The organism is Agrobacterium sp. 719_389 (assembly GCF_900188475.1).
GTDB lineage: Bacteria > Pseudomonadota > Alphaproteobacteria > Rhizobiales > Rhizobiaceae > Agrobacterium > Agrobacterium radiobacter.
In genome coordinates this window covers 64,825-84,877 of the sequence record NZ_FYEM01000003.1, presented here as the reverse complement: position 1 = coordinate 84,877, position 20,053 = coordinate 64,825, and the positions used below count along the sequence as shown (strand labels likewise).

The following is a 20,053-nucleotide window of genomic DNA, read 5'->3' as shown; positions in this document are numbered from 1 at the left end:
GCAATAAAAAAACAAAAACGCCGCGAAATCCGACAGGATTCCGCGGCGCGATGGCTGCAGGGATTTTTAAATTGCCGAGATCACTCAGACGGCATGTCCAGCGTACGGCTGAACCAGAGGGCAATCAGGGTACAAAGAGCGCCCGACATCAGATAGATGCCAACCGCGAAAAGGCCGAATTTGGACGAAAATCCGAGTGCGACAAGCGGTGCGAAACCAGCGCCGATCAGCCAGGAAATATCCGAGGTGAGCGATGCGCCGGTATAGCGGTATTCACGGCTGAAGCGGGAGGCGAGCGCACCACCCGCCTGACCGAAGGACAGACCCAGCAACGAGAAGCCGATCAACACGAACAGATAGCGACCGATATCGCCCGAACTCAGGAGAACGGGGGCCACGAGGCTGAAGAGCCCGATCAGCACCGCCGCGACAGCCAGGAGCTTCCGCCGGCCGATCCTGTCGGCCAGTATGCCTGAAACCACGATCATGCCGCCGGCGATGATGGCGCTGACGAATTGCACGAACAGAAAATCCGAGACACGCTGGCTGGTGTTGAGCGAAACCCAGCTCAGCGGAAAGACCGTGACGAGATGGAAGAGCGCAAAGCTCGCCAGCGGCACGAAGGCACCCGTGGCGACCACCGGAAACTGCGAACGCAGCATCTTGAACATGGGGCGCGGCTCCAGCTCATGCTGTTCAAGCATGGCCTGGAATTCCGGCGTCACGATCATGCGAAGACGGGCAAAGAGCGCGAGCACATTGAGCGCCAGCGCCACAAAGAACGGGAAACGCCAGCCCCAGGCGAGGAATTCCGCATTGGAAAGCTGCGTCACGAACACGATGAAGAAAGCGCTGGCGAGACCGAAACCCATGGCCGCGCCAATTTGCGGCATCATGGCGTACCAGCCGCGCTGCTTCGGCGGTGCATTCATGGCGAGCAATGAGACGAGACCATCCCATGCGCCGCCAAGTCCAAGGCCCTGGCCGATACGGAATACCGCCAGAAGACAGGGGGCAAGCATGCCCGCTTCCGCATAGGACGGAAGAAAGCTGATCGCCATGGTGGAACCACAGAGCGTGAAGAGGGCGGCCATCAGCTTCACGGCGCGTCCGAATTTGCGGTCGATCTGGAGGAAGATCAGCGAGCCGATCGGCCTTGCGATAAAGGCCAATGAGAAAACCGCGAAGGAATAGAGCGTGGCCGTCAGCGGATCGACGAAGGAAAAGAAGACATGCGGGAAAACGAGCGCGGAGGCGATGGCATAGATGAAAAAGTCAAAAAACTCCGTCATTCTCGCGAGAATGACTGCAATCGTGATGCGATCCGGATCGACCTTGACGGGACCGGCCCCATGTCCGTTCGCTTCCGGCGCCTGCCCAAAGGATGGAGCAGCATTCGTATAACTCATAATATCCCTCCTGCGTCATGGACGAACCATTTCCTGTAAGGCCCCGGCTCCTCTTCCGTTGCGTTACGATGCGGCGGATTGTCACACGCACCCTACGTAACGTCAATTGAAGTTTGGCAATAAAGGGTTGCCCAGTCAGCCGACCATGCGATAATGCACGCGCTCCGTCCTCAAACGCAGCTCTGCCCGAGACATGGTGCATCGCGAAGGTTTCGCTGCACCGCGACAATATACCTCATTTGAAAAATGATGTTCGGCAATTATTCGCGGCATAATCCAAACTGTACGAGTTCAAAGAACGTGCGCACGATCAAAAAAATCCTATCCGCCCTTCTGGCAATCCCGGCTCTGCTGCTTCTCAGCGGCTGTAACCTCGTGGTGATGAACCCTTCGGGCGATGTCGCCATCCAGCAGCGCGACCTCATCATCACGTCTACGGTTCTGATGCTGCTCATCATCGTCCCGGTCATTGCCCTGACGCTGTTCTTCGCATGGAAGTATCGCGAATCGGGGAAAGCCGAGGATTATGATCCCGAGTGGCACCACTCCACGCGCCTTGAAATGGTGATCTGGTCGGCTCCGGTCGCCATCATCCTGATGCTCGGCACCGTGACCTGGATTTCCACCCACCGTCTCGACCCCTACCGCCCGCTGGAACGTATCGATGAGAACCGCCAGGTGACCGCCGACATCAAGCCGATTACCGTCGAAGTGGTGGCCATGGATTGGAAGTGGCTGTTCTTCTACCCCGAACTTGGCATCGGCAGCGTCAATGAATTCGCCGCTCCGGTCGATGTTCCGATCAATTTCAAGATCACCGGCACGACCGCGATGAACTCCTTCTTCGTTCCAGCGCTCGCCGGCCAGATCTACGCCATGGGCGGCATGCAGACCAAGCTGCACGCGGTCATCAACAAGGAAGGCGTTTATGACGGCTTCTCGGCCAACTTCTCCGGCCCCGGCTTCTCCCACATGCGCTTCAAGTTCCATGGTCTGAGCCAGCAGGGCTTCGACCAGTGGGTTGCGAAGGCGAAGGAAGGCGGCAAGGGCTTCGGCCGGCAGGAATATCTGGAATTCGCCAAGCCTTCCGAGCGTGAGCCCGTGCAATATTTCGCTTCGGTCGATCCGGAACTCTACAGCGCCATCCTCAACCGCTGCGTCGAACCGAACAAGCTCTGCATGCGCGACATGATGCATATCGACGCCAATGGCGGCGGCGGCAAGGAAGGTATCGACATCGCCAAGGCGCTGAACTCGGTCGTTTGCACACCGCTTGCGCCTTATGGCGTCGCCAGCGGTCCTCAATCCACTCCGGCTGCCATCGAAGGTCAGACTTTCGAGCCTGCGGCGCTGCCGGAAAAGAAACAAGTCGCTGGCTGACGGATACGTCCCGGCATTATGCGGCGCGGCCAATGGCTGCGCCGATCTTATGTCTTAGAATCGCAAGAGGCTAAAAATGATCGTCAATTCCGATCAAACGTCGTTCCTGTTCGGGAAGCTGACATGGGAGTCCATCCCGCTTCACGAGCCCATTCTTGTCGCGACTTTCGCGGCCGTGGCTCTGGGCGGTATCGCCGTCGTCGGCGCCCTCACCTATTTCCGCCTGTGGGGCTATCTCTGGAACGAATGGTTCACGAGCATCGATCACAAGAAGATCGGTATCATGTACATCATTCTGGCGCTGGTCATGCTCTTGCGCGGCTTCGCCGACGCGATCATGATGCGCGTTCAGCAGGCGATCGCGTCGGGCGGATCGGAAGGTTACCTTCCGCCCCACCATTACGACCAGATTTTCACGGCCCATGGCGTCATCATGATCTTCTTCATGGCCATGCCGATGATCACGGGTCTCATGAACTTCGTCGTGCCGCTGCAGATCGGCGCCCGCGACGTTTCGTTCCCCTTCCTCAACAATTTCTCCTTCTGGATGACCACGGCCGGCGCCGTCATCACCATGATCTCGCTGTTCATCGGTGAATATGCGCAGACCGGCTGGCTCGCCTATCCGCCGCTTTCCGGCATCGACGGCAGTCCGGGTGTGGGTGTGGACTATTACATCTGGGGTCTGCAGATCGCCGGTGTGGGAACGACGCTTTCGGGCATCAACCTGATCGTGACGATCATCAAGATGCGCGCCCCTGGCATGACCATGATGCGCCTGCCGATCTTCGTCTGGACGTCTCTGTGTTCGAACATCCTGATCGTGGCTTCGTTCCCGATCCTGACCGGCACGCTCGCCCTTCTGACCCTTGACCGTTACGTTGGCACCAATTTCTTCACCAACGATCTCGGCGGCAATCCGATGATGTATGTCAACCTCATCTGGATCTGGGGCCATCCCGAAGTTTACATCCTGGTGCTGCCGGCTTTTGGCGTCTTCTCGGAAATCGTTTCGACCTTCTCCAACAAGCGTCTCTTTGGTTATGCCTCGATGGTTTACGCTACGGGCGTCATCACCATCCTCGCTTATATCGTGTGGCTGCACCACTTCTTCACCATGGGTTCCGGCGCAAGCGTCAACGCTTTCTTCGGCATCACCACGATGATCATCTCGATCCCGACGGGTGCGAAGATCTTCAACTGGCTCTTCACCATGTATAAGGGCCGCATCAAGTTCGATGTTCCGATGCTGTGGACGATCGGCTTCATGATCACCTTCGTCATCGGCGGCATGACCGGCGTTCTTCTCGCCGTTCCGCCTGCGGACTTCGTGCTCCACAACTCGCTGTTCCTCATCGCCCACTTCCACAACACCATCATCGGTGGCGTAGTGTTCGGTGTGCTTGCGGGCATCGTTTACTGGTTCCCGAAGGCCTTCGGTTATCGTCTCGATCCGTTCTGGGGCAAGCTGTCCTTCTGGTTCTGGTTCATCGGCTTCTATTTCGCCTTCATGCCGCTCTATATTCTCGGCCTGATGGGCATTACCCGCCGTATCAGCCAGTTCGAGGATAATTCCCTGCAGATCTGGTTCCTCATCGCCGCCTTCGGCGCCTTCCTGATCGCGCTCGGCATCGCCTCCTTCGTCATCCAGCTCATCGTCAGCTTCCTCAATCGCGAAAAGCTGCGCGACGTGACCGGCGACCCCTACAACGGCCGTACGCTGGAATGGTCGACCTCGTCGCCGCCGCCGGCCTACAACTTCGCCTTCACGCCGGTTGTGCATGACGTCGACGCCTGGGCGGACATGAAGAAGCGCGGTTACAACCGTCCCAAGGAAGGCTTCATCCCGATCCATATGCCGAAGAATACCGGCGCAGGCGTTATTATCAGCGCCATCAGCGTGGTTCTCGGCTTTGCGTTGGTGTGGCACATCTGGTGGCTTGCGGCTCTGTCCATGCTCGCCATCATCGCGGTCTCCATCGCCCATACCTTCAACTACAATCGCGATTACTACATTCCTGCCTCCGACGTTTCGACGGTCGAGGCGGAACGTACGAAGCTGCTTGCTGAACAGGCGTAACGAATATGGCTCATACACCTGCACAAAGCGTCGACGGCGCTGAACCGGTCTTCTACCTTAAGGAAGACCACCACCCGGAGAACGGCACCTCGCTGGGCTTCTGGCTCTATCTGATGAGCGACTGCCTCATCTTCGCAACGCTGTTTGCCACCTATGCCGTTGTCGGCCGCAACTATGCGGCCGGCCCTTCGGGCGCCGACCTGTTCGATCTGAAGCTGGTGGCGATCAATACCGGCTTCCTGCTTTTCTCCTCCATCACCTATGGCTTCGCCATGCTGGAAATGGAAAAGCAGAAGGTGAAGGCCACGCTGGTCTGGCTCGGCGTCACCGGTCTCTTCGGCCTCGCCTTCCTCGCCGTGGAACTCTATGAATTCCACCACCTGATCGCGGAAGGCGCAGGCCCGCAGCGCTCGGCGTTCCTTTCCGCTTTCTTCGCGCTGGTCGGTACGCACGGTCTGCACGTCACCTTCGGTATCATCTGGCTCGTCACGCTGATGTTCCAGGTCTCCAAGCACGGCCTGATCGCGGCAAACAAGCGTCGCCTGATGTGCCTGTCGATGTTCTGGCACTTCCTTGACGTCATCTGGATCGGCGTCTTCTCCTTCGTTTATCTCATGGGAGTTCTTTGATGAGTTCCGAAGCACACCACGACGCGCATGGCGACGACCATCACCATGATGGCGCCAGCCACGGCACGTTCAAAAGCTACATGATCGGCTTCGTCCTGTCGGTTATCCTGACGGCGATCCCCTTCTGGCTGGTCATGGGCGACGTCCTTGAAAACAAGACCCTGCTGGTCATCGCGATCATGGGTCTCGGCGTCATCCAGATCTTCGTGCACATGATCTACTTCCTGCACATGGACACCAAGTCCGAAGGCGGCTGGACCTTCATGGCGCTGATCTTCACCGTCGTGGTGCTCCTGATCACGCTCTCCGGTTCGCTGTGGGTCATGTACAACATGAACAAGAACATGATGCCGCTGCACATCGAGGATGTGAAGAACCTGCCCTGAGCAGCAGATATCAACGGTCCGCCGGTTTTCCGGCGGGCCGCATTCCGCGCCAACACATAACCCCATGAATCCCGCGCGATTTATGGGGTTATTTGCTGGAGGAAGCCCCGGCGGGCACCAAAAGGCTCACCAAAGCAGATGGCCTTTCCCGCCAGCCGCGCTTCGCAAGGACCGTGACATGAGTGAAAACACACCCCACAACCGAGGCATCCGCCCCGCCGCGATCGTCGTTCTGTTTCTGACCGTTGTCCTGACGGGTCTGCTGCTGGTGCTCGGCACATGGCAGGTCAAACGCCTTTCCTGGAAGCTCGATCTTATCGAGCGCGTCGAAGCCCGCGCCCATGCCGATCCTGTCGATGCCCCTGCCGTCGGCGAATGGCCAGCACTCAACGACCCCGCGGAATACGAATATCGCCGTGTGAAACTGTCCGGCACCTTCCTCAATGACAGGGAGGTTCAGGTCTATACGGTCACAGACCTCGGCCCCGGCTATTGGGTGATGACGCCACTCAAGCGCGACAATGGCTCCAGCATCATCGTCAATCGCGGCTTCGTGCCGTCCGACAGGCGCGATCCATCCTCCCGCCGGGAAAGCGAACCAGCCGGCAACGTCGAGATCGTCGGGCTGATGCGCGCGCCCGAAACCGGCGGGCTTTTCCTGCGCACCAACGATCCCGCAAATGGCCGCTGGTATTCCCGCAATATTCCTCAGATCTCGCAGGCATCCGGCCTTTCCGATGTCGCGCCGTTCTATGTCGACGCCGACGCAACACCCAATCCGGGCGGCCTGCCGGTCGGCGGCAAGACCATGCTCACCTTCCCCAACAACCACCTCTCCTATGCCGTTACGTGGTATATTCTGGCGGCCATGGTGGTGGCTGCGGGCTGGTATGTCCTGCGTAATCTCAATGCTCCCAAATCGAAACGGGGCGAGGATTGAACAGCCGGTTTTACCGGATGGTTCATAAAAGCACTTCCTTCTTCACGTTTTGCTGATCTATAACGACAGTTCGGCCTGACATTGCCCGTCGGCGCATTTTGTTTCGGTGAGTTATGGCAAGAGCATTTCTTCTCGTTCTGGATTCCTTCGGCGTCGGCGGCGCACCCGATGCGGAACACTATGGCGATCTTGGCGCGAACACGCTTGGCCATATCGCGGAATTTTGTGCCGCGGGCGCCGCCGACAAAGCCGGGCTTCGCTCCGGTCCGTTGAAGCTGCCGAACATGAGTTCGCTCGGCCTGTTGGAGATCGCGAAACAGGCAAGCGGCGACATTCCTGCCGGCATGGAACCGCCAGAGCGCATTTTCGGCCTGCACGGTTCCGCCAGTGAAATATCCAAGGGCAAGGATACGCCCTCAGGCCATTGGGAGATCGCGGGCACGCCGGTGACTTTCGACTGGGGATATTTCCCCACGGAGGGCGACGCCTTTTCTCCTGATCTGGTGGACGCCATTTGCAGGCAGGCCGATATTCCCGGCATTCTCGGCAATTGTCATGCTTCCGGCACCGAGATCATGGCGAAATTCGGCGAGGAGCATATCAGGAGCGGCAAGCCGATCTGTTACACCTCTTCCGATTCCGTATTCCAGATAGCCGCGCATGAAACACATTTCGGGTTGCAGCGGCTTATCGCGCTCTGCGAGACGGTGCGCAAGCTGCTCGATCCGCTGAATATCGGCCGCGTCATCGCCCGCCCCTTCATTGGCGAAACGGTCGCAACCTTCGAACGCACCGGCAACCGCCGCGATTTTTCCGTGCCGCCACCGGAACCGACCCTGCTCGACCGGCTTGTAGAGGCCGGCCGCAAGGTGCACGCGATCGGCAAGATCGGCGATATCTATGCCCATCAGGGTATCTCGCGCGTCATCAAGGCAAATGGCAACAGCGCACTGATGGACGCGACGTTGCAGGCCATCGACGAAGCTGAGAATGGCGATCTCGTTTTCACCAATTTCGTCGATTTCGACATGCTTTTTGGCCACCGTCGCGACGTTGCCGGTTATGCGGCGGCCCTTGAGGCCTTCGATGCGCGTATCCCCGAAATCCATCGCAAAATGGCGCCGGGTGATATCGCCCTTCTCACCGCCGACCACGGTTGCGACCCCACCTGGCGGGGCACGGATCATACACGGGAAAGGGTGCCTATCATGGCATTCGGGCCGGGTATCCGTTCCCGTGATGTCGGCATCCGTTCAAGCTACGCCGATATCGGTGAAAGCATCGCCCACCATCTTGGCATCGAGGCCGGTTCTCACGGCAGGAGCTTCATTTGACATCCCATTTGCTGAAAGCGGAAATCCACTGCCACCTTGAAGGGGCGGCACCGCCCGCGCTCGTCGCAAGGCAGGCGGAGAAATACGGCATAGACACCAGCGGCTTTCTGCGCGACGGCCAATATGTCTGGTCGGATTTCGCTGAATTCATCCGCTGTTATGATGCGGTGGCGCAGGTTTTCAAGACGGATGAGGATTATGCCGTCCTGACCGAAACCTATCTCACCGAACTTGCGCAAGCCAATACGATCTATAGCGAGCTGATCATTTCACCCGATCATGGCGACCGGATCGGGCTCGGTGCCGACGCCTATCTAGCCGGTATCGCCGAGGGCATCCGCATCGCCAAAGAAAAGACCGGCATCGAGACCCGCATCATCGTCACCGGCGAGCGGCATTTCGGTCCTGAACGGGTAATCGCAGCTGCTGAGTATGCGGCGCGTGCTAAGCATCCCCTGGTAACCGGCTTCAATATGGCGGGCGAGGAGCGTATGGGTCGGGTCGCCGATTATGCGCGCGCCTTCGACATTGCCCGCGATGCGGGTCTTGGGCTGACCATCCATGCGGGTGAGGTTTGCGGCCCTGAAAGCGTTGCCGACGCACTCGATCTCGTCAAGCCGGCCCGCATCGGGCATGGCGTGCGGGCCATCGAAGATGCCGGTCTCGTCGCCCGGCTGATCGAGGCGGGAACGGTTCTGGAGGTCTGCCCCGGATCGAATATCGCACTCGACGTTTATCCCGATTTCGCCAGCCATCCGCTCAAGGCGTTGCGCGACGCCGGGGTGCGCGTCTGCATCAGTTCCGACGACCCGCCATTCTTCTTCACCTCGCTTGCACGGGAATATGCGCTGGCCGCGGACGAGTTCGGCTTCAACGATACCGAGATCAACCGCATGACCCGAACCGCGCTGGAATGCGCCTTCGTGGACGAGGAAACGCGCAATCGGCTGCTTGCAAAACTCGATTGTGCGTGACGTCGCGGTTCGCGGGGTAAAACCGCGAACAAGGCTTGCGAAAAGCGCACTTTCGGTGAATTACAGGGGCACAAGATAAAAAGGAAGGCCAGTTTCATGGACGGCGTCACAGTCATCGAACATCCGCTGGTGCGGCACAAACTTACCATCATGCGCAAGAAGGAAACCTCGACGGCCGGCTTCCGCCGCCTACTCAGGGAAATCTCGACGCTGCTCTGCTATGAAGTGACGCGCGACCTTGAAATGACGATGGAAACCATCGATACGCCGCTGGAAACCATCGAGGCTCCGGTGCTTGAGGGCAAGAAGCTGGTTTTCGCCTCCATCCTGCGCGCCGGCAACGGCCTGCTGGAAGGCATGCTCGAACTCGTGCCTTCGGCGCGCGTTGCCCATATCGGTGTTTATCGCGATCACGATACGCTGGAGGCCGTCGAATATTACTTCAAGGCTCCCGAAAGTCTCGATGCGCGCCTTATCATCGTAGTCGATCCGATGCTGGCAACCGGCAATTCCTCGATTGCCGCCGTGGAAAAGCTGAAGGAACGTGGTGCGAAGAACATCCGCTTCCTGTGTCTGCTGGCCGCCCCCGAGGGCATCAAGAATTTCCGTGAAGCGCATCCCGATGTGCCGATCTACACCGCCGCAATTGACAAGCAGCTGAACGAAAAGGGTTACATCGTTCCCGGCCTCGGCGATGCCGGTGATCGCATGTACGGCACCAAATAACACCGTTCATCATTGCTTAACCGCTTGAGCCATTCGCCGCACCCAACGCGGCGGATGGCTTTTTCTTTTAAGATTTCAGCATGTTTTGCGCCTATGCTGCGTCTGAATAAACCTAGCCATTGGGAGTAGTCACTTGCTGGCGCGTGCGATTTTTCTGCTTGTCGGTCTTTCGGTCAGCGCCACGCAGATCCCGGCGCTGATGGAAAAATTTCAGCCGCGCCCGGAAAACGGCGCGGCAAAATCCGACGCCGCCACCGAACTTGCCAAACCGCAGCCGGTGTCGCTGGGCAGCGTCAGTCTGAAGGCGGATGCGCGCGGTCATTTCAATGCCACCTTCCGTATCAACGGCAAATCTTTCGACGGGCTTGTCGACACAGGCGCCTCCACGGTCGCCATCAACGAAACGATCGCCCGGCGGCTCGGTTTCGGCGTCAACAGCCTCGATTTCAAATATCCGATCTCGACCGCCAACGGCCAGACCATGGCGGCCTATGTGAAGCTCGACCGAGTAGAAATCGGCACGATCCGCGTTCAGAATGTCGATGCCATCGTGCTCAAAGACAATGCGCTGAGCAACATGCTGATCGGCATGAGCTTCCTGAAACAGTTGTCGTCATTTAAGGTATCGGGCGGCGAAATGCGGCTGATCAGGTGATCCGCTCAAGAATGGGCGCACTGATCTCTGGAACAGAGTCAGTAATCCCGTAGCAGGCCGCAATCCGTTTGACAGCACGTTCCGCTTCTTCCTTCGAATCCGCATGGACGATGGTGATAGGCTCGCCCTTTTCCACTTTTGTGCCGAGCGGCAGCATGTCCGAAATACCGACCGCAGCGTCGACGGTATCCGACGGCTTTCTTCTGCCGCCGCCAAGCTCCACAACCACCATACCGAGATCGCGCGTCGCACAGGATGCAAGCCAACCACTGCGCGGAGCCGAAACCGGGAGAGTGGCCGGTGCGGATGGCAGATAATGGGACGGGCGCTCAACGAAATCCGAAGGCCCGCCGAGTGCTGAAACCATCCGCGCAAAGACCTCCATGGCCCGGCCGGAGGAAAGAGCGGCCAGCGCCAGCGCCTCGCCTTCATCAAGCGTAGTCGCGCTCCCGGCCTGCACCAGCATTTCCGCGGCGAAGGCGAGCACGACCTTTTCGAGACGGGTTCCCGCTTTGCGACCAGCCAGAAAATCCAGGCAATTGACGATTTCGACCGCATTGCCGGCAGCATCGCCAAGCGGCTGGTTCATGTCGGTTATCAGGGCCGTCGTCGGCAGGCCCGCACCATTCGCCACATCGACCAGCGCGCGGGCGAGATTGCGGGCATCCTCCACGCTCTGCATGAAAGCACCATTGCCGACCTTCACATCCAGAACCAGCGTCTGCAGCCCGGCCGCAAGCTTCTTCGACAGGATGGAGGCGGTTATCAGCGGGATGGAATCCACCGTCGCGGTCACATCACGAATAGCATAGAGGCGTTTGTCGGCGGGGGCGAGATCGCCCGTCTGGCCGATGATGGCGCAGCCGACCGTCTTCACCGTCCGGCGAAACAGGGCTTCGTCCGGCATCACGTTGTAGCCGGGGATCGCTTCCAGCTTATCGAGTGTGCCGCCGGTATGGCCAAGGCCCCTGCCGGAAACCATCGGCACGGCGAGACCGCAGGCCGCAACGATGGGAGCGAGCATCAGGGAGACATTGTCGCCGACACCGCCGGTCGAGTGCTTGTCCGCCACCGGCCTGCCGATATCGCTCCAGGACAGAACATCGCCGCTGTCGCGCATGGCGAGCGTCAGCGCCACCATCTCGTCCCGGTTCATGCCACGGAAAAACACAGCCATGGCAAAAGCGGCCGCTTGGCCTTCCGATATGCCGTCTTTCGAAAGCGCGCTTATGAAAGCGGCGATCTCCTGCGGTTCCAGAGACAGGCCATCGCGTTTACGGCGGATGATTTCCTGCGGGATCAAGCTCAATACCCGCTGGCGGCCTTGGCCGGCTCACCGCCAGCCAGCACGTTCAAGACGTCATCCAGAACGCCCGAAGCGCCGAAACGGAAGGTGGAGGGCATGGCCCAGTTAGGCGCCATGATGGTTTCCGCCAATCGCAGGTAAAGCGTGGCGTCTTCCACCGTGCCGATGCCGCCGGCGGGCTTGAAGCCAACCTTCTGCCTGCTGTCGCGGATCGCCTGCAACATGATGTCGGCGGCTTCCAGCGTTGCGTTGACGGCGACCTTGCCGGTCGAGGTCTTGATGAAATCCGCCCCTTCGGCAATGGCGAGTTCGGAGGCGCGACGAATGAGGACCTTGTCTTTCAGCTCACCGGTTTCAAGAATGACCTTGAGAAGCACGGGCGCTGCGCAGGCCTTGCGCACGGCGGCCACCATGGTGGAAACTGCCGATTCATCGCCTGCCATGAATTTGCGATAGGGAATGACGAGATCGATTTCGTCGGCGCCGTCGCGGATTGCCGTTTCGGTTTCCGCAACTACGGTTGCGACATCGAGATCGCCCGAAGGAAAATTGACGACCGTGGCGATGCGGATCGCGTGGTCCTTTCCGAACGCCGCACGCGCCTGCGCCACGAAGCGCGGCCAGATGCAGATCGCGGCCGTATTGCCATATTCCGTATGCGCCCTCTGGCACAAAGCGGCAATCTGCTCAGGCGTGCAGTCTTCCTTGAGGTTCGTCAGGTCCAGCAAGGACAGTGTCAGGGCAGCCGCTTCGCGCGGACGCTGGAGTTCCATGGTCACGCTCCTCCTGCGATCATTTCCTTCAGAATGGCGGCAAGCCTCTTGCCACCTACGGGAGCCATATCCTTGGTTTCTTCATGGCTCAGTTCCGCGCCAGTCATGCCGGCACCGTAGTTGGTAATAACCGATGCGGCGGCAACGCGCATCCCGAAAAAGCGGGCAAGGATGACTTCCGGCACGGTGGACATGCCAACGGCATCCGCCCCCAGCAGCCGCGCCATGCGGATTTCCGCCGGCGTTTCGAAACTCGGGCCGGAAAACCACATGTAGACGCCGCCGAACAGGGGCACCGTCGCGCGGATCGCGGCATTGCGCATGGCGAGCATCAGGTCAGGGTCATAAGCCGTCGTCATGCCGACGAAGCGTCGGTCGCTTTCCTCGCCGATCAGCGGGTTCATGCCGGAATAGTTGATGTGATCGGTGATCTGCATGACCGAGCCGGGCGGCATATCCTGCCTGACGGAACCTGCCGAATTGGTGAGGATGAGCGACTGCACGCCGAGACCGGCCAGCGCCCCGATGATCGCGCGCATGGCGGAGGGATCGCCCTTTTCGTAATAATGCACCCGGCCGGAAAGCATCATGACCGGTTCACCACCGAGATAACCGGCCACCAGCTCACCCGCATGGCCGGAGACGCCGCTTGCGGGAAAACCCGGAAGTTCGGCATAGGGCACCCGGATCCGATCGCTGACCTCTTCCACCAGAGAACCCAAACCCGAGCCGAGGACGATGGCCACGCGCGGCATCAGACCGTTCAGGCGCTCCACCAGAATGTCGATCAGCATATCCGGCATCAGGGCAGCTCTGTCTTGAAGCTGAAGGGCAAAAGCTCTTCCATGGTCATGACCTTCTGGACGCCGGTTTCGTCGCACAGATAGACTCGCGTTTCCGGCGTGGCGAATTCGGCGATCTTCTGCCGGCATCCGCCGCAGGGAGGGCAAAGAGCAAGCTTTTCGGCGATGACGGCAATCTCGCTGATCTTCTTTGCCCCACCCATGATCATGGCGCTGATGGCGGAAGGTTCGGCGCACCACCCTTGAGGGAAGGAGAGGTTCTCGATATTGGCGCCCTTGTAGATCTTGCCGTCTTCGGCGCGGATCGCCGCGCCGACCGGGAATTTCGAATAGGGCGCGTGGGCAAAGGCCATGGCCTCCACCGCTGCCTCGAACAGGGCATGGGATTGGGTATCGGAGGACATAAGTTTAACGCTCCTTCGCATAGGCAACGCCACCGGCCTTGGGGGGCTTGGCGACGCCGATGAAACCAGCAAGCAGGATGCAGGTCAGAATATAGGGCATGGCCTGGAAAATCTGCACCGGCACCTCGCCGATGCCGGGCACGGATTTGCCCTGCATGAAGTTGGCGAAAGCATCCAGAAAACCGAAAAGCAGGCAGGCGAACATGACCGGCACCGGCTTCCATTTCGCGAAGATCAGCGCTGCCAGCGCGATATAGCCCTTGCCGGCCGACATGTTGGCGATGAAGGCTGCCGATTGCGCCACCGCGAGATAGGCGCCTGAGAAACCGCAGAGGAAACCGGCGACGATGACCGCGCGGAAACGCATCCATGTGACCGAAATGCCTGCCGTATCGACAGCACCCGGATTTTCACCGACGGCGCGCAGACGCAAGCCGAAACGGGTACGGTAAAGCACCCACCAGGACAGCGGCACCGCCAGGAAGGCGAGATAGGTGAGGATGTTATTGCCGGAAATGACATTGGAGTAGAGCGGGCCGATGAACGGCACCTCGCGCAGCGCATCCGCACCCGGCAGGATGATCGGGGCAAACCGACCTTCTCCCGGAAGCTGCGGTGTGCGGCCGCCCTGCCCGAACCAGGCCTGCCCCAGAACCACCGTCAGACCGGCGGCGATGAAGTTGAGCGCCACGCCCGAAACGATCTGGTTGCCACGATTGGTGATGACGGCGAAACCATGGATCAAAGAGAACAGGATGGAGACGGCAATGCCGGCCAGCAGACCGGCCCAGGGATTTGCGGTGATGTAGGCAACACAGGCGGAAGCGAAGGCCGCCGCCAGCATCTTGCCTTCAAGTCCGATATCGAACACGCCGGCGCGTTCGGAAAAAAGCCCGGCAAGCGCGGTGAAGAGCAGCGGGATGGTGAGACGGACGGTCGAGCCGAGAATGCTGACCATCATATCGAAGAAATCCATATCAGCTCACCCCTTTGCCAAGCGCTGGTAGATGTGGACGATCGCCGGCCGGTACATATATTCCAGCGCGCCGGCGAAAAGGATCACCAGACCCTGGATGACCACGATCATCTCGCGGGTAATGTTCGGCATCTCGAAAGAGAGGTCTGCGCCGCCCTGATAGAGGATGCCGAACAGCAATGCCGCAAAGATGATGCCAAGCGGGTGGCTTCGCCCCATCAGCGACACGGCAATGCCGACAAACCCCGCACCGCCGACAAATTCCACCTGCAGGCGGGCGGAAGCGCCCATGACCGGGTTCAGCGCCATCATGCCCGCCAGACCGCCGGAAATGAGCATGGCGATGATGACGGTGCGCGCATAGGGAATGCCGGCATAAACGGCTGCTGAAGGGCTGACGCCGAGTGTGCGCATCTCATAACCGAGCTTGGTGCGCCAGATCAGCACCCAGACGAGGAAACACATGACCAGCGCGATGATGAAGGAGACGTTGAACGGCGCCGGCCCAAGCTTGAGGCCGAACAGCGCCATCAGCCAGTCCAGTTTCGGCAATTGCCCCCCGGCCAGGAAAGTGCGCGTTTCCGGCGCCATCTTGCCCGGTACGATCAGCACGTTCACCAGCAGATAGACCATCAGCGCCGCGGCGATGAAGTTGAACATGATGGTGGTGATGACCACGTGGCTGCCGCGTTTTGCCTGCAGCCATGCCGGAATGAAGGCCCAGGCCGCGCCGAAAACTGCAGCACCGATGACGGCGAAGGGCATCGTCACATACCAGGGCACATAACGGTCGAGCGCCAGCGCCACCAGCGCGGCGCCCAGCCCGCCAATATAGGCCTGACCTTCGGAGCCGATATTGAACAGACCGGCATGGAAGGCGACCGCGACAGAGAGGCCGGTAAAAATGAAGCTCGTCGTGTAAAACAGCGTGAAGCCGATAGCGTCGCCACGGCCGAGCGCACCTTCGATCAGCAGGCGAAGTGCTGCCAGCGGATTTTCACCGATCGACCAGACGACGAGGCCGGAAATCAGAAAGGCGGTGACGACATTCAGCAGCGGCAACAGGCCGTAGCTGATCCAGTTTGGCAGGGGGGTGGAAGCGGTGCTCATTCATGCCTCATGCGGCGATGCCGGCCATCATCAGGCCCAGCGTCTGTTCTTCGGCTTCCGCCGTTTTTTCTCCAACGACACGCCCGGCGAACATGACCATGATCCGGTCCGAAAGGGAACGGATTTCATCGAGTTCGACCGAAACCAGCAAAATAGCCTTTCCGGCATCGCGCATTTCGATGATGCGACGATGGATGAATTCGATGGCGCCGATATCCACGCCGCGGGTGGGCTGGCCGATGATCAGCATCTTGGGGTCACGCTCGATTTCGCGGGCGACGACGATCTTCTGCTGGTTGCCGCCGGAAAAATTGGCGGTCTTCAGCTGCGGGTTCGGCGGACGGATATCGTATTTCTCGATCTTTTCGACCGCATCCTTGCGGATCGCCTCGGGGTTTAGGAAAGGCCCTTTGCCGTAACGCTCGTCATGGTGATAACCGAGGATGGAGTTCTCATATTCCTCGAATTTCAACACCAGCCCCATATGGTGCCGGTCTTCCGGAATATGCGCGAGACCGAGCTCGCGCAAAATAGCCGGATCGGGACGGTCGACCTTCTGCCCGGCCACCCATATCTCTCCCGAATAGGGCTTGCGGATCCCCGCGATCGCCTCAAGAAGTTCGGACTGGCCATTGCCCGCCACACCGGCGATGCCGACGATTTCACCGGCGCGGACATCGAGCGAGACATCATCCACCATGGTGACGCCGCGGCTGTCCTTGACGGTCAGGTTGCGGATGGAAAGCAGAACCTCGCCCGGCGTCGTCTCACCCTTTTCCACCCGGAGCAGCACCCGGCGGCCCACCATCAGTTCGGCCAGTTCCTCGACGCTGGTTTCGGATGTCTTGCGGGTCGCCACCATTTCGCCGCGGCGCATGACGGAGACGGAATCCGTGATCGCCATGATCTCGCGCAGCTTGTGGGTGATGAGAATGACGGTCTTGCCCTGCTCGCGCAACACGCCGAGGATCTTGAAAAGGTGATCGGCCTCAGCCGGGGTCAGAACGCCGGTCGGCTCGTCGAGGATCAGGATTTCCGCGCCCCGATACATGGCTTTGAGGATTTCGACGCGCTGCTGGAGACCGACAGGCAGTTCTTCGATCACCGCATCCGGATCGACTTCCAGTCCGTAATCTTCCTCTAGACGTTTCAGTTCCTTACGTGCGCCAGCCCGGCCACTCGACAGTGTCGCGCCGCCTTCAGCACCAAGCATGACGTTTTCCAGCACTGTGAAATTTTCCACCAGCATAAAGTGTTGATGCACCATGCCTATACCGGCATTGATTGCTGCCTGGCTATCGCGGATCGAGACTGGCGTGCCCTTCATGCGGATTTCACCGGCGTCTGCCTGATAAAACCCATAGAGAATAGACATCAGGGTAGATTTTCCCGCGCCATTTTCTCCAATGATGCCGTGGATTGTGCCCTTGGCAATGGTCAGATTGATGTTCTTGTTGGCGTGAACGGCACCGAATTTCTTGTCGATGCCCACGAGTTCGATTGCAGGGTCCATACTCAAACCGAAACCTCTCCGAAGGCTGGATATGAAAAGGGCGCAAGATGAAAATCATCATGCGCCCCAAGCTTGTATCATATCATTTCGGGCAGGACTTGTCCGCCATATAGTCATGGACCTTGACGGTGCCAGAGATGATGTCGGCCTTCGCCTTGTCCACGGCAGCAGTCATTTCCGGTGTGATCAGAGCCTTGTTGTTGTCGTCAACCGCGTAAGCGACGCCGTCTTCCTTCACGCCGAGCGCCACGACGCCAGCTGTGAACTTGTCGTCTTTGGCATCCTTGAACGCGTTATAAACTGCGAGATCGACCCGCTTGACCATGGACGTCAGAACCGAGCCGGGATGCAGGTGGTTCTGGTTGGAATCGACGCCGATCGAAAGCTTCTTATTGTCTGCGGCTGTCTGCAGAACGCCGAGACCGGTCGCACCGGCTGCCGCATAGATCACGTCGGCGCCTTGATCGATCTGGTTCTTGGTGAGTTCACCGCCGCGGACGGGATCATTCCAGGCTGCACCCGTCGTTCCCGTCATGTTTTGGAAGACTTCGATTTTGTCGTTGGCGGCTTTTGCGCCCTGTGCATAACCACAGGCGAATTTACGGATCAAGGGAACATCCATTCCGCCGACGAATCCCACCTTGCCGGTCTTGGAGGCCATGCCCGCCAGAAGACCGACGAGGTAAGAACCCTCGTGCTCCTTGTAAACGACGGAACGCACGTTAGGCGCATCCACGACCGTATCAACAATCACGAACTTCGTATCGGGATATTCTGCCGCGACCTTGGCCATCGGCGCTTCCCAGATGAAGGAAATAGCAACGACCGGGTTGAAGCCCTTGCTGGCGAAGTTGCGGATGGCCTGTTCACCCTGCGTGTCGCTGGTCGGCTCGAAATCGCGGAACTCGATGCCCGTTTCCGCCTTGAACTTTTCAGCGCCAGCCGCAGCGGCTTCGTTGAACGACTTGTCGAACTTGCCGCCCGTGCCATAGACCAGCGCCGGCTTAATATCGGCGGCCAGCGCGGAAGCCGACATTGCGGCAAGCGCAAAAAGCGTCAGAAGGGATTTTTTCATTGTGCAGCCCTGTTGTTGCAATTGATATTTTAAGGGTCCTCCCGCAAACCCGTTGGCCGGGAATGTCTGCGGAACCGCCAGCCGTGTTTCCCGGCTGTGCTTGGCTCATATCCTTGCATGGCTCAATGAAAAATTCATCCGGTTTTTTTGACCCGGTGGAAAAACTTTATTCTGGCGCTTTTTTGGTCTTTCCACCCGGCGACCTGCAAAAAATCTAGTCGATATTGCAGCTTACGCCCGTTCCCCTGAGGCCGCAGTAGCCACCCGGGTTCTTGGCAAGATATTGCTGATGATAGTCTTCAGCGTAATAAAACTTTTCAAGCGGCCCGATCTCGGTGGTGATGGCGCTGCCATGGCCCGCCGCCTCCAGAGCCTCCTGAAAAGCATCACGCGCTTTCTGCGCCTGCTGCAACTGGCCTTCCGTCGTCGCGTAAATGGCGGAACGATAGGTCGTGCCGACATCGTTGCCCTGGCGCATCCCCTGCGTCGGGTCGTGCTCCTCAAAGAATATCTTCAAGAGGCCCGAGAGCGAAATCACGGCCGGGTCATAGACAACCTTGACCACTTCGGCGTGGCCCGTCTGACCTGTCGTCGTCTCCTGATAGGTGGGATTACGGGTGAAACCACCAGCATAACCCACCGCCGTCACCCACACCCCCGGCGTTTTCCAGAACAGCCGTTCCGCGCCCCAGAAGCAGCCCATGCCGAGATAGATGGTTTCAAGACCGTCGGGATAAGGTCCCTTCAAGGGCCGGCCATTGACAAAATGGGCTTCCGGCACCGCAAGCGCCGCTTCACGGCCAGGCAAGGCGGTTTCTTGCGTCGGCATCGTCGTCTTTTTTGAAAGCGTATCGAACAGGAACATTCGGTCCTCCATGCGGCCAGCTCCGCCGCTTCTCTTGTGGTTCACGTCTGCGGGCGCGCCCAATTCGACTGACATAAGTCAGGCTGACAAACGCCGCATCGCCCTGTGTTTCCTGTACCCCGCCATCCAGCAGAGCAGGGAAAGCGCCAGGGAAACGGCAAATGCGGGCACCGCCGTCAGGGCGTTTTCAATGAAGCGCCACGCTTCAGGGTGAATATAGTGAGCCAAGGCCGCTTCCACCATGGTGCGGGAAGCAGGAAGAAGATAGTTCCAGACGGACAGGATGCCGGTGATGTCGATCGAGGATGTGGAAACCGAGCGGATCGAATCGAGCACGCCCAGAAAAACCGCCGCAACGAGGAAAAGAAAGCTCAAAAACCGCAAAAAAGCTTTCATTGGTATACCTCGCTCACGATCTGCCGGTCAGACAGCCACTTTTTGAAACCTATAATGCATCGATAAAGGTGGGAAAACCGGTTTGCAATCGCGTCGGAACACAGGAAATTGCCGACATTTCAAAAAACTGTCAGATTCGTGTTGATCCCTGCGAATTCATCGGTATATATCGCGCCGTTCCAGTGATTTGCATTCTTCAAAACATGCAGATTTGAAAAAAGGACAGGTGGCCGAGTGGTTTAAGGCGCACGCCTGGAACGCGTGTGTGCGTGAAAGCGTACCGTGGGTTCGAATCCCACCCTGTCCGCCATTTCACGCC

General features: G+C 59.0%; 20 protein-coding genes and 1 tRNA gene. 10 read left to right on the top strand and 11 right to left on the bottom strand.

Annotation, left to right across the window (positions count from 1 at the left end):
• Positions 1–80: 80 nt before the first annotated feature.
• Positions 81–1,409, bottom strand: a complete 1,329-nt coding sequence (locus CFB10_RS07280; RefSeq protein WP_020011236.1) for an MFS transporter — start codon at positions 1,407–1,409, stop codon at positions 81–83.
• 249 nt (positions 1,410–1,658) lie between these two features.
• On the opposite strand from CFB10_RS07280, the gene cyoA reads away from it, so the two are divergent.
• The 9 genes from cyoA to CFB10_RS07235 all read left to right on the top strand — a co-directional run bounded on the left by cyoA (position 1,659) and on the right by CFB10_RS07235 (position 10,513).
• Positions 1,659–2,789, top strand: coding sequence for a ubiquinol oxidase subunit II (gene cyoA / locus CFB10_RS07275; RefSeq protein WP_051091646.1), 1,131 nt, complete (start codon positions 1,659–1,661; stop codon positions 2,787–2,789).
• 76 nt (positions 2,790–2,865) lie between these two features.
• Positions 2,866–4,869, top strand: coding sequence for a cytochrome o ubiquinol oxidase subunit I (gene cyoB, locus CFB10_RS07270; RefSeq protein ID WP_020011238.1), 2,004 nt, complete (start codon positions 2,866–2,868; stop codon positions 4,867–4,869).
• A gap of 5 nt (positions 4,870–4,874) precedes the next feature.
• On the top strand, positions 4,875–5,498 hold the full coding sequence (cyoC, locus tag CFB10_RS07265; RefSeq protein WP_020011239.1) for a cytochrome o ubiquinol oxidase subunit III: 624 nt from the start codon (positions 4,875–4,877) through the stop codon (positions 5,496–5,498).
• Complete coding sequence (gene cyoD / locus CFB10_RS07260) at positions 5,498–5,884, top strand: cytochrome o ubiquinol oxidase subunit IV (protein ID WP_020011240.1); 387 nt, start codon at positions 5,498–5,500, stop codon at positions 5,882–5,884. The genes cyoC and cyoD overlap by 1 nt, the downstream gene beginning before the upstream one ends.
• A 178-nt stretch (positions 5,885–6,062) precedes the next feature.
• Positions 6,063–6,824 (top strand): SURF1 family protein, encoded by a 762-nt coding sequence (locus tag CFB10_RS07255; protein ID WP_020011241.1) that lies wholly within the window; start codon positions 6,063–6,065, stop codon positions 6,822–6,824.
• 113 nt (positions 6,825–6,937) lie between these two features.
• Positions 6,938–8,158, top strand: a complete 1,221-nt coding sequence (locus tag CFB10_RS07250) for a phosphopentomutase (protein ID WP_020011242.1) — start codon at positions 6,938–6,940, stop codon at positions 8,156–8,158.
• Positions 8,155–9,132: an adenosine deaminase gene (locus CFB10_RS07245; RefSeq protein ID WP_026363836.1), complete on the top strand. Its 978-nt coding sequence runs from the start codon at positions 8,155–8,157 to the stop codon at positions 9,130–9,132. The genes CFB10_RS07250 and CFB10_RS07245 overlap by 4 nt, the downstream gene beginning before the upstream one ends.
• Positions 9,133–9,228: 96 nt before the next feature.
• A complete protein-coding gene (gene upp / locus CFB10_RS07240) occupies positions 9,229–9,858 on the top strand; it encodes a uracil phosphoribosyltransferase (protein WP_003493096.1) in 630 nt (209 codons plus the stop codon).
• 133 nt (positions 9,859–9,991) lie between these two features.
• A complete protein-coding gene (locus CFB10_RS07235; RefSeq protein ID WP_020011244.1) occupies positions 9,992–10,513 on the top strand; it encodes a TIGR02281 family clan AA aspartic protease in 522 nt (173 codons plus the stop codon).
• Here CFB10_RS07235 and deoA read toward each other — a convergent pair.
• From deoA to CFB10_RS07185, 10 genes are all read right to left on the bottom strand, one after another.
• A complete protein-coding gene (gene deoA / locus CFB10_RS07230; RefSeq protein WP_081629592.1) occupies positions 10,506–11,822 on the bottom strand; it encodes a thymidine phosphorylase in 1,317 nt (438 codons plus the stop codon). The two genes, CFB10_RS07235 and deoA, sit on opposite strands and share 8 nt — an antisense overlap.
• Positions 11,819–12,592 (bottom strand): deoxyribose-phosphate aldolase, encoded by a 774-nt coding sequence (gene deoC / locus CFB10_RS07225; protein ID WP_020011246.1) that lies wholly within the window; start codon positions 12,590–12,592, stop codon positions 11,819–11,821. Before deoC ends, deoA begins: the two co-directional genes overlap by 4 nt.
• Before the next feature lie 2 nt (positions 12,593–12,594).
• Entirely contained in the window at positions 12,595–13,395 is an 801-nt protein-coding gene (locus CFB10_RS07220) for a purine-nucleoside phosphorylase (RefSeq protein WP_020011247.1), read from the bottom strand.
• Entirely contained in the window at positions 13,395–13,799 is a 405-nt protein-coding gene (locus tag CFB10_RS07215; protein WP_020011248.1) for a cytidine deaminase, read from the bottom strand. The genes CFB10_RS07220 and CFB10_RS07215 overlap by 1 nt, the downstream gene beginning before the upstream one ends.
• Before the next feature lie 4 nt (positions 13,800–13,803).
• A complete protein-coding gene (locus CFB10_RS07210) occupies positions 13,804–14,775 on the bottom strand; it encodes an ABC transporter permease (protein WP_020011249.1) in 972 nt (323 codons plus the stop codon).
• 6 nt (positions 14,776–14,781) lie between these two features.
• Positions 14,782–15,885 carry an ABC transporter permease gene (locus tag CFB10_RS07205; RefSeq protein WP_020011250.1) on the bottom strand — a complete coding sequence of 368 codons (1,104 nt, stop codon included), beginning with the start codon at positions 15,883–15,885 and terminating at the stop codon, positions 14,782–14,784.
• Positions 15,886–15,892: 7 nt separating this feature from the next.
• Positions 15,893–17,398 carry an ABC transporter ATP-binding protein gene (locus tag CFB10_RS07200; protein ID WP_020011251.1) on the bottom strand — a complete coding sequence of 502 codons (1,506 nt, stop codon included), beginning with the start codon at positions 17,396–17,398 and terminating at the stop codon, positions 15,893–15,895.
• Positions 17,399–17,480: 82 nt separating this feature from the next.
• On the bottom strand, positions 17,481–18,473 hold the full coding sequence (locus tag CFB10_RS07195) for a BMP family protein (protein ID WP_020011252.1): 993 nt from the start codon (positions 18,471–18,473) through the stop codon (positions 17,481–17,483).
• 214 nt (positions 18,474–18,687) lie between these two features.
• On the bottom strand, positions 18,688–19,338 hold the full coding sequence (msrA, locus tag CFB10_RS07190; protein WP_026363838.1) for a peptide-methionine (S)-S-oxide reductase MsrA: 651 nt from the start codon (positions 19,336–19,338) through the stop codon (positions 18,688–18,690).
• 78 nt (positions 19,339–19,416) lie between these two features.
• Positions 19,417–19,734, bottom strand: coding sequence for a hypothetical protein (locus CFB10_RS07185; protein WP_020011255.1), 318 nt, complete (start codon positions 19,732–19,734; stop codon positions 19,417–19,419).
• Between the two features lie 220 nt (positions 19,735–19,954).
• Between CFB10_RS07185 and CFB10_RS07175 the strand changes: the two genes are divergently transcribed.
• A tRNA-Ser gene (locus CFB10_RS07175) sits at positions 19,955–20,044 on the top strand.
• The last annotated feature ends 9 nt before the right edge of the window (positions 20,045–20,053 follow it).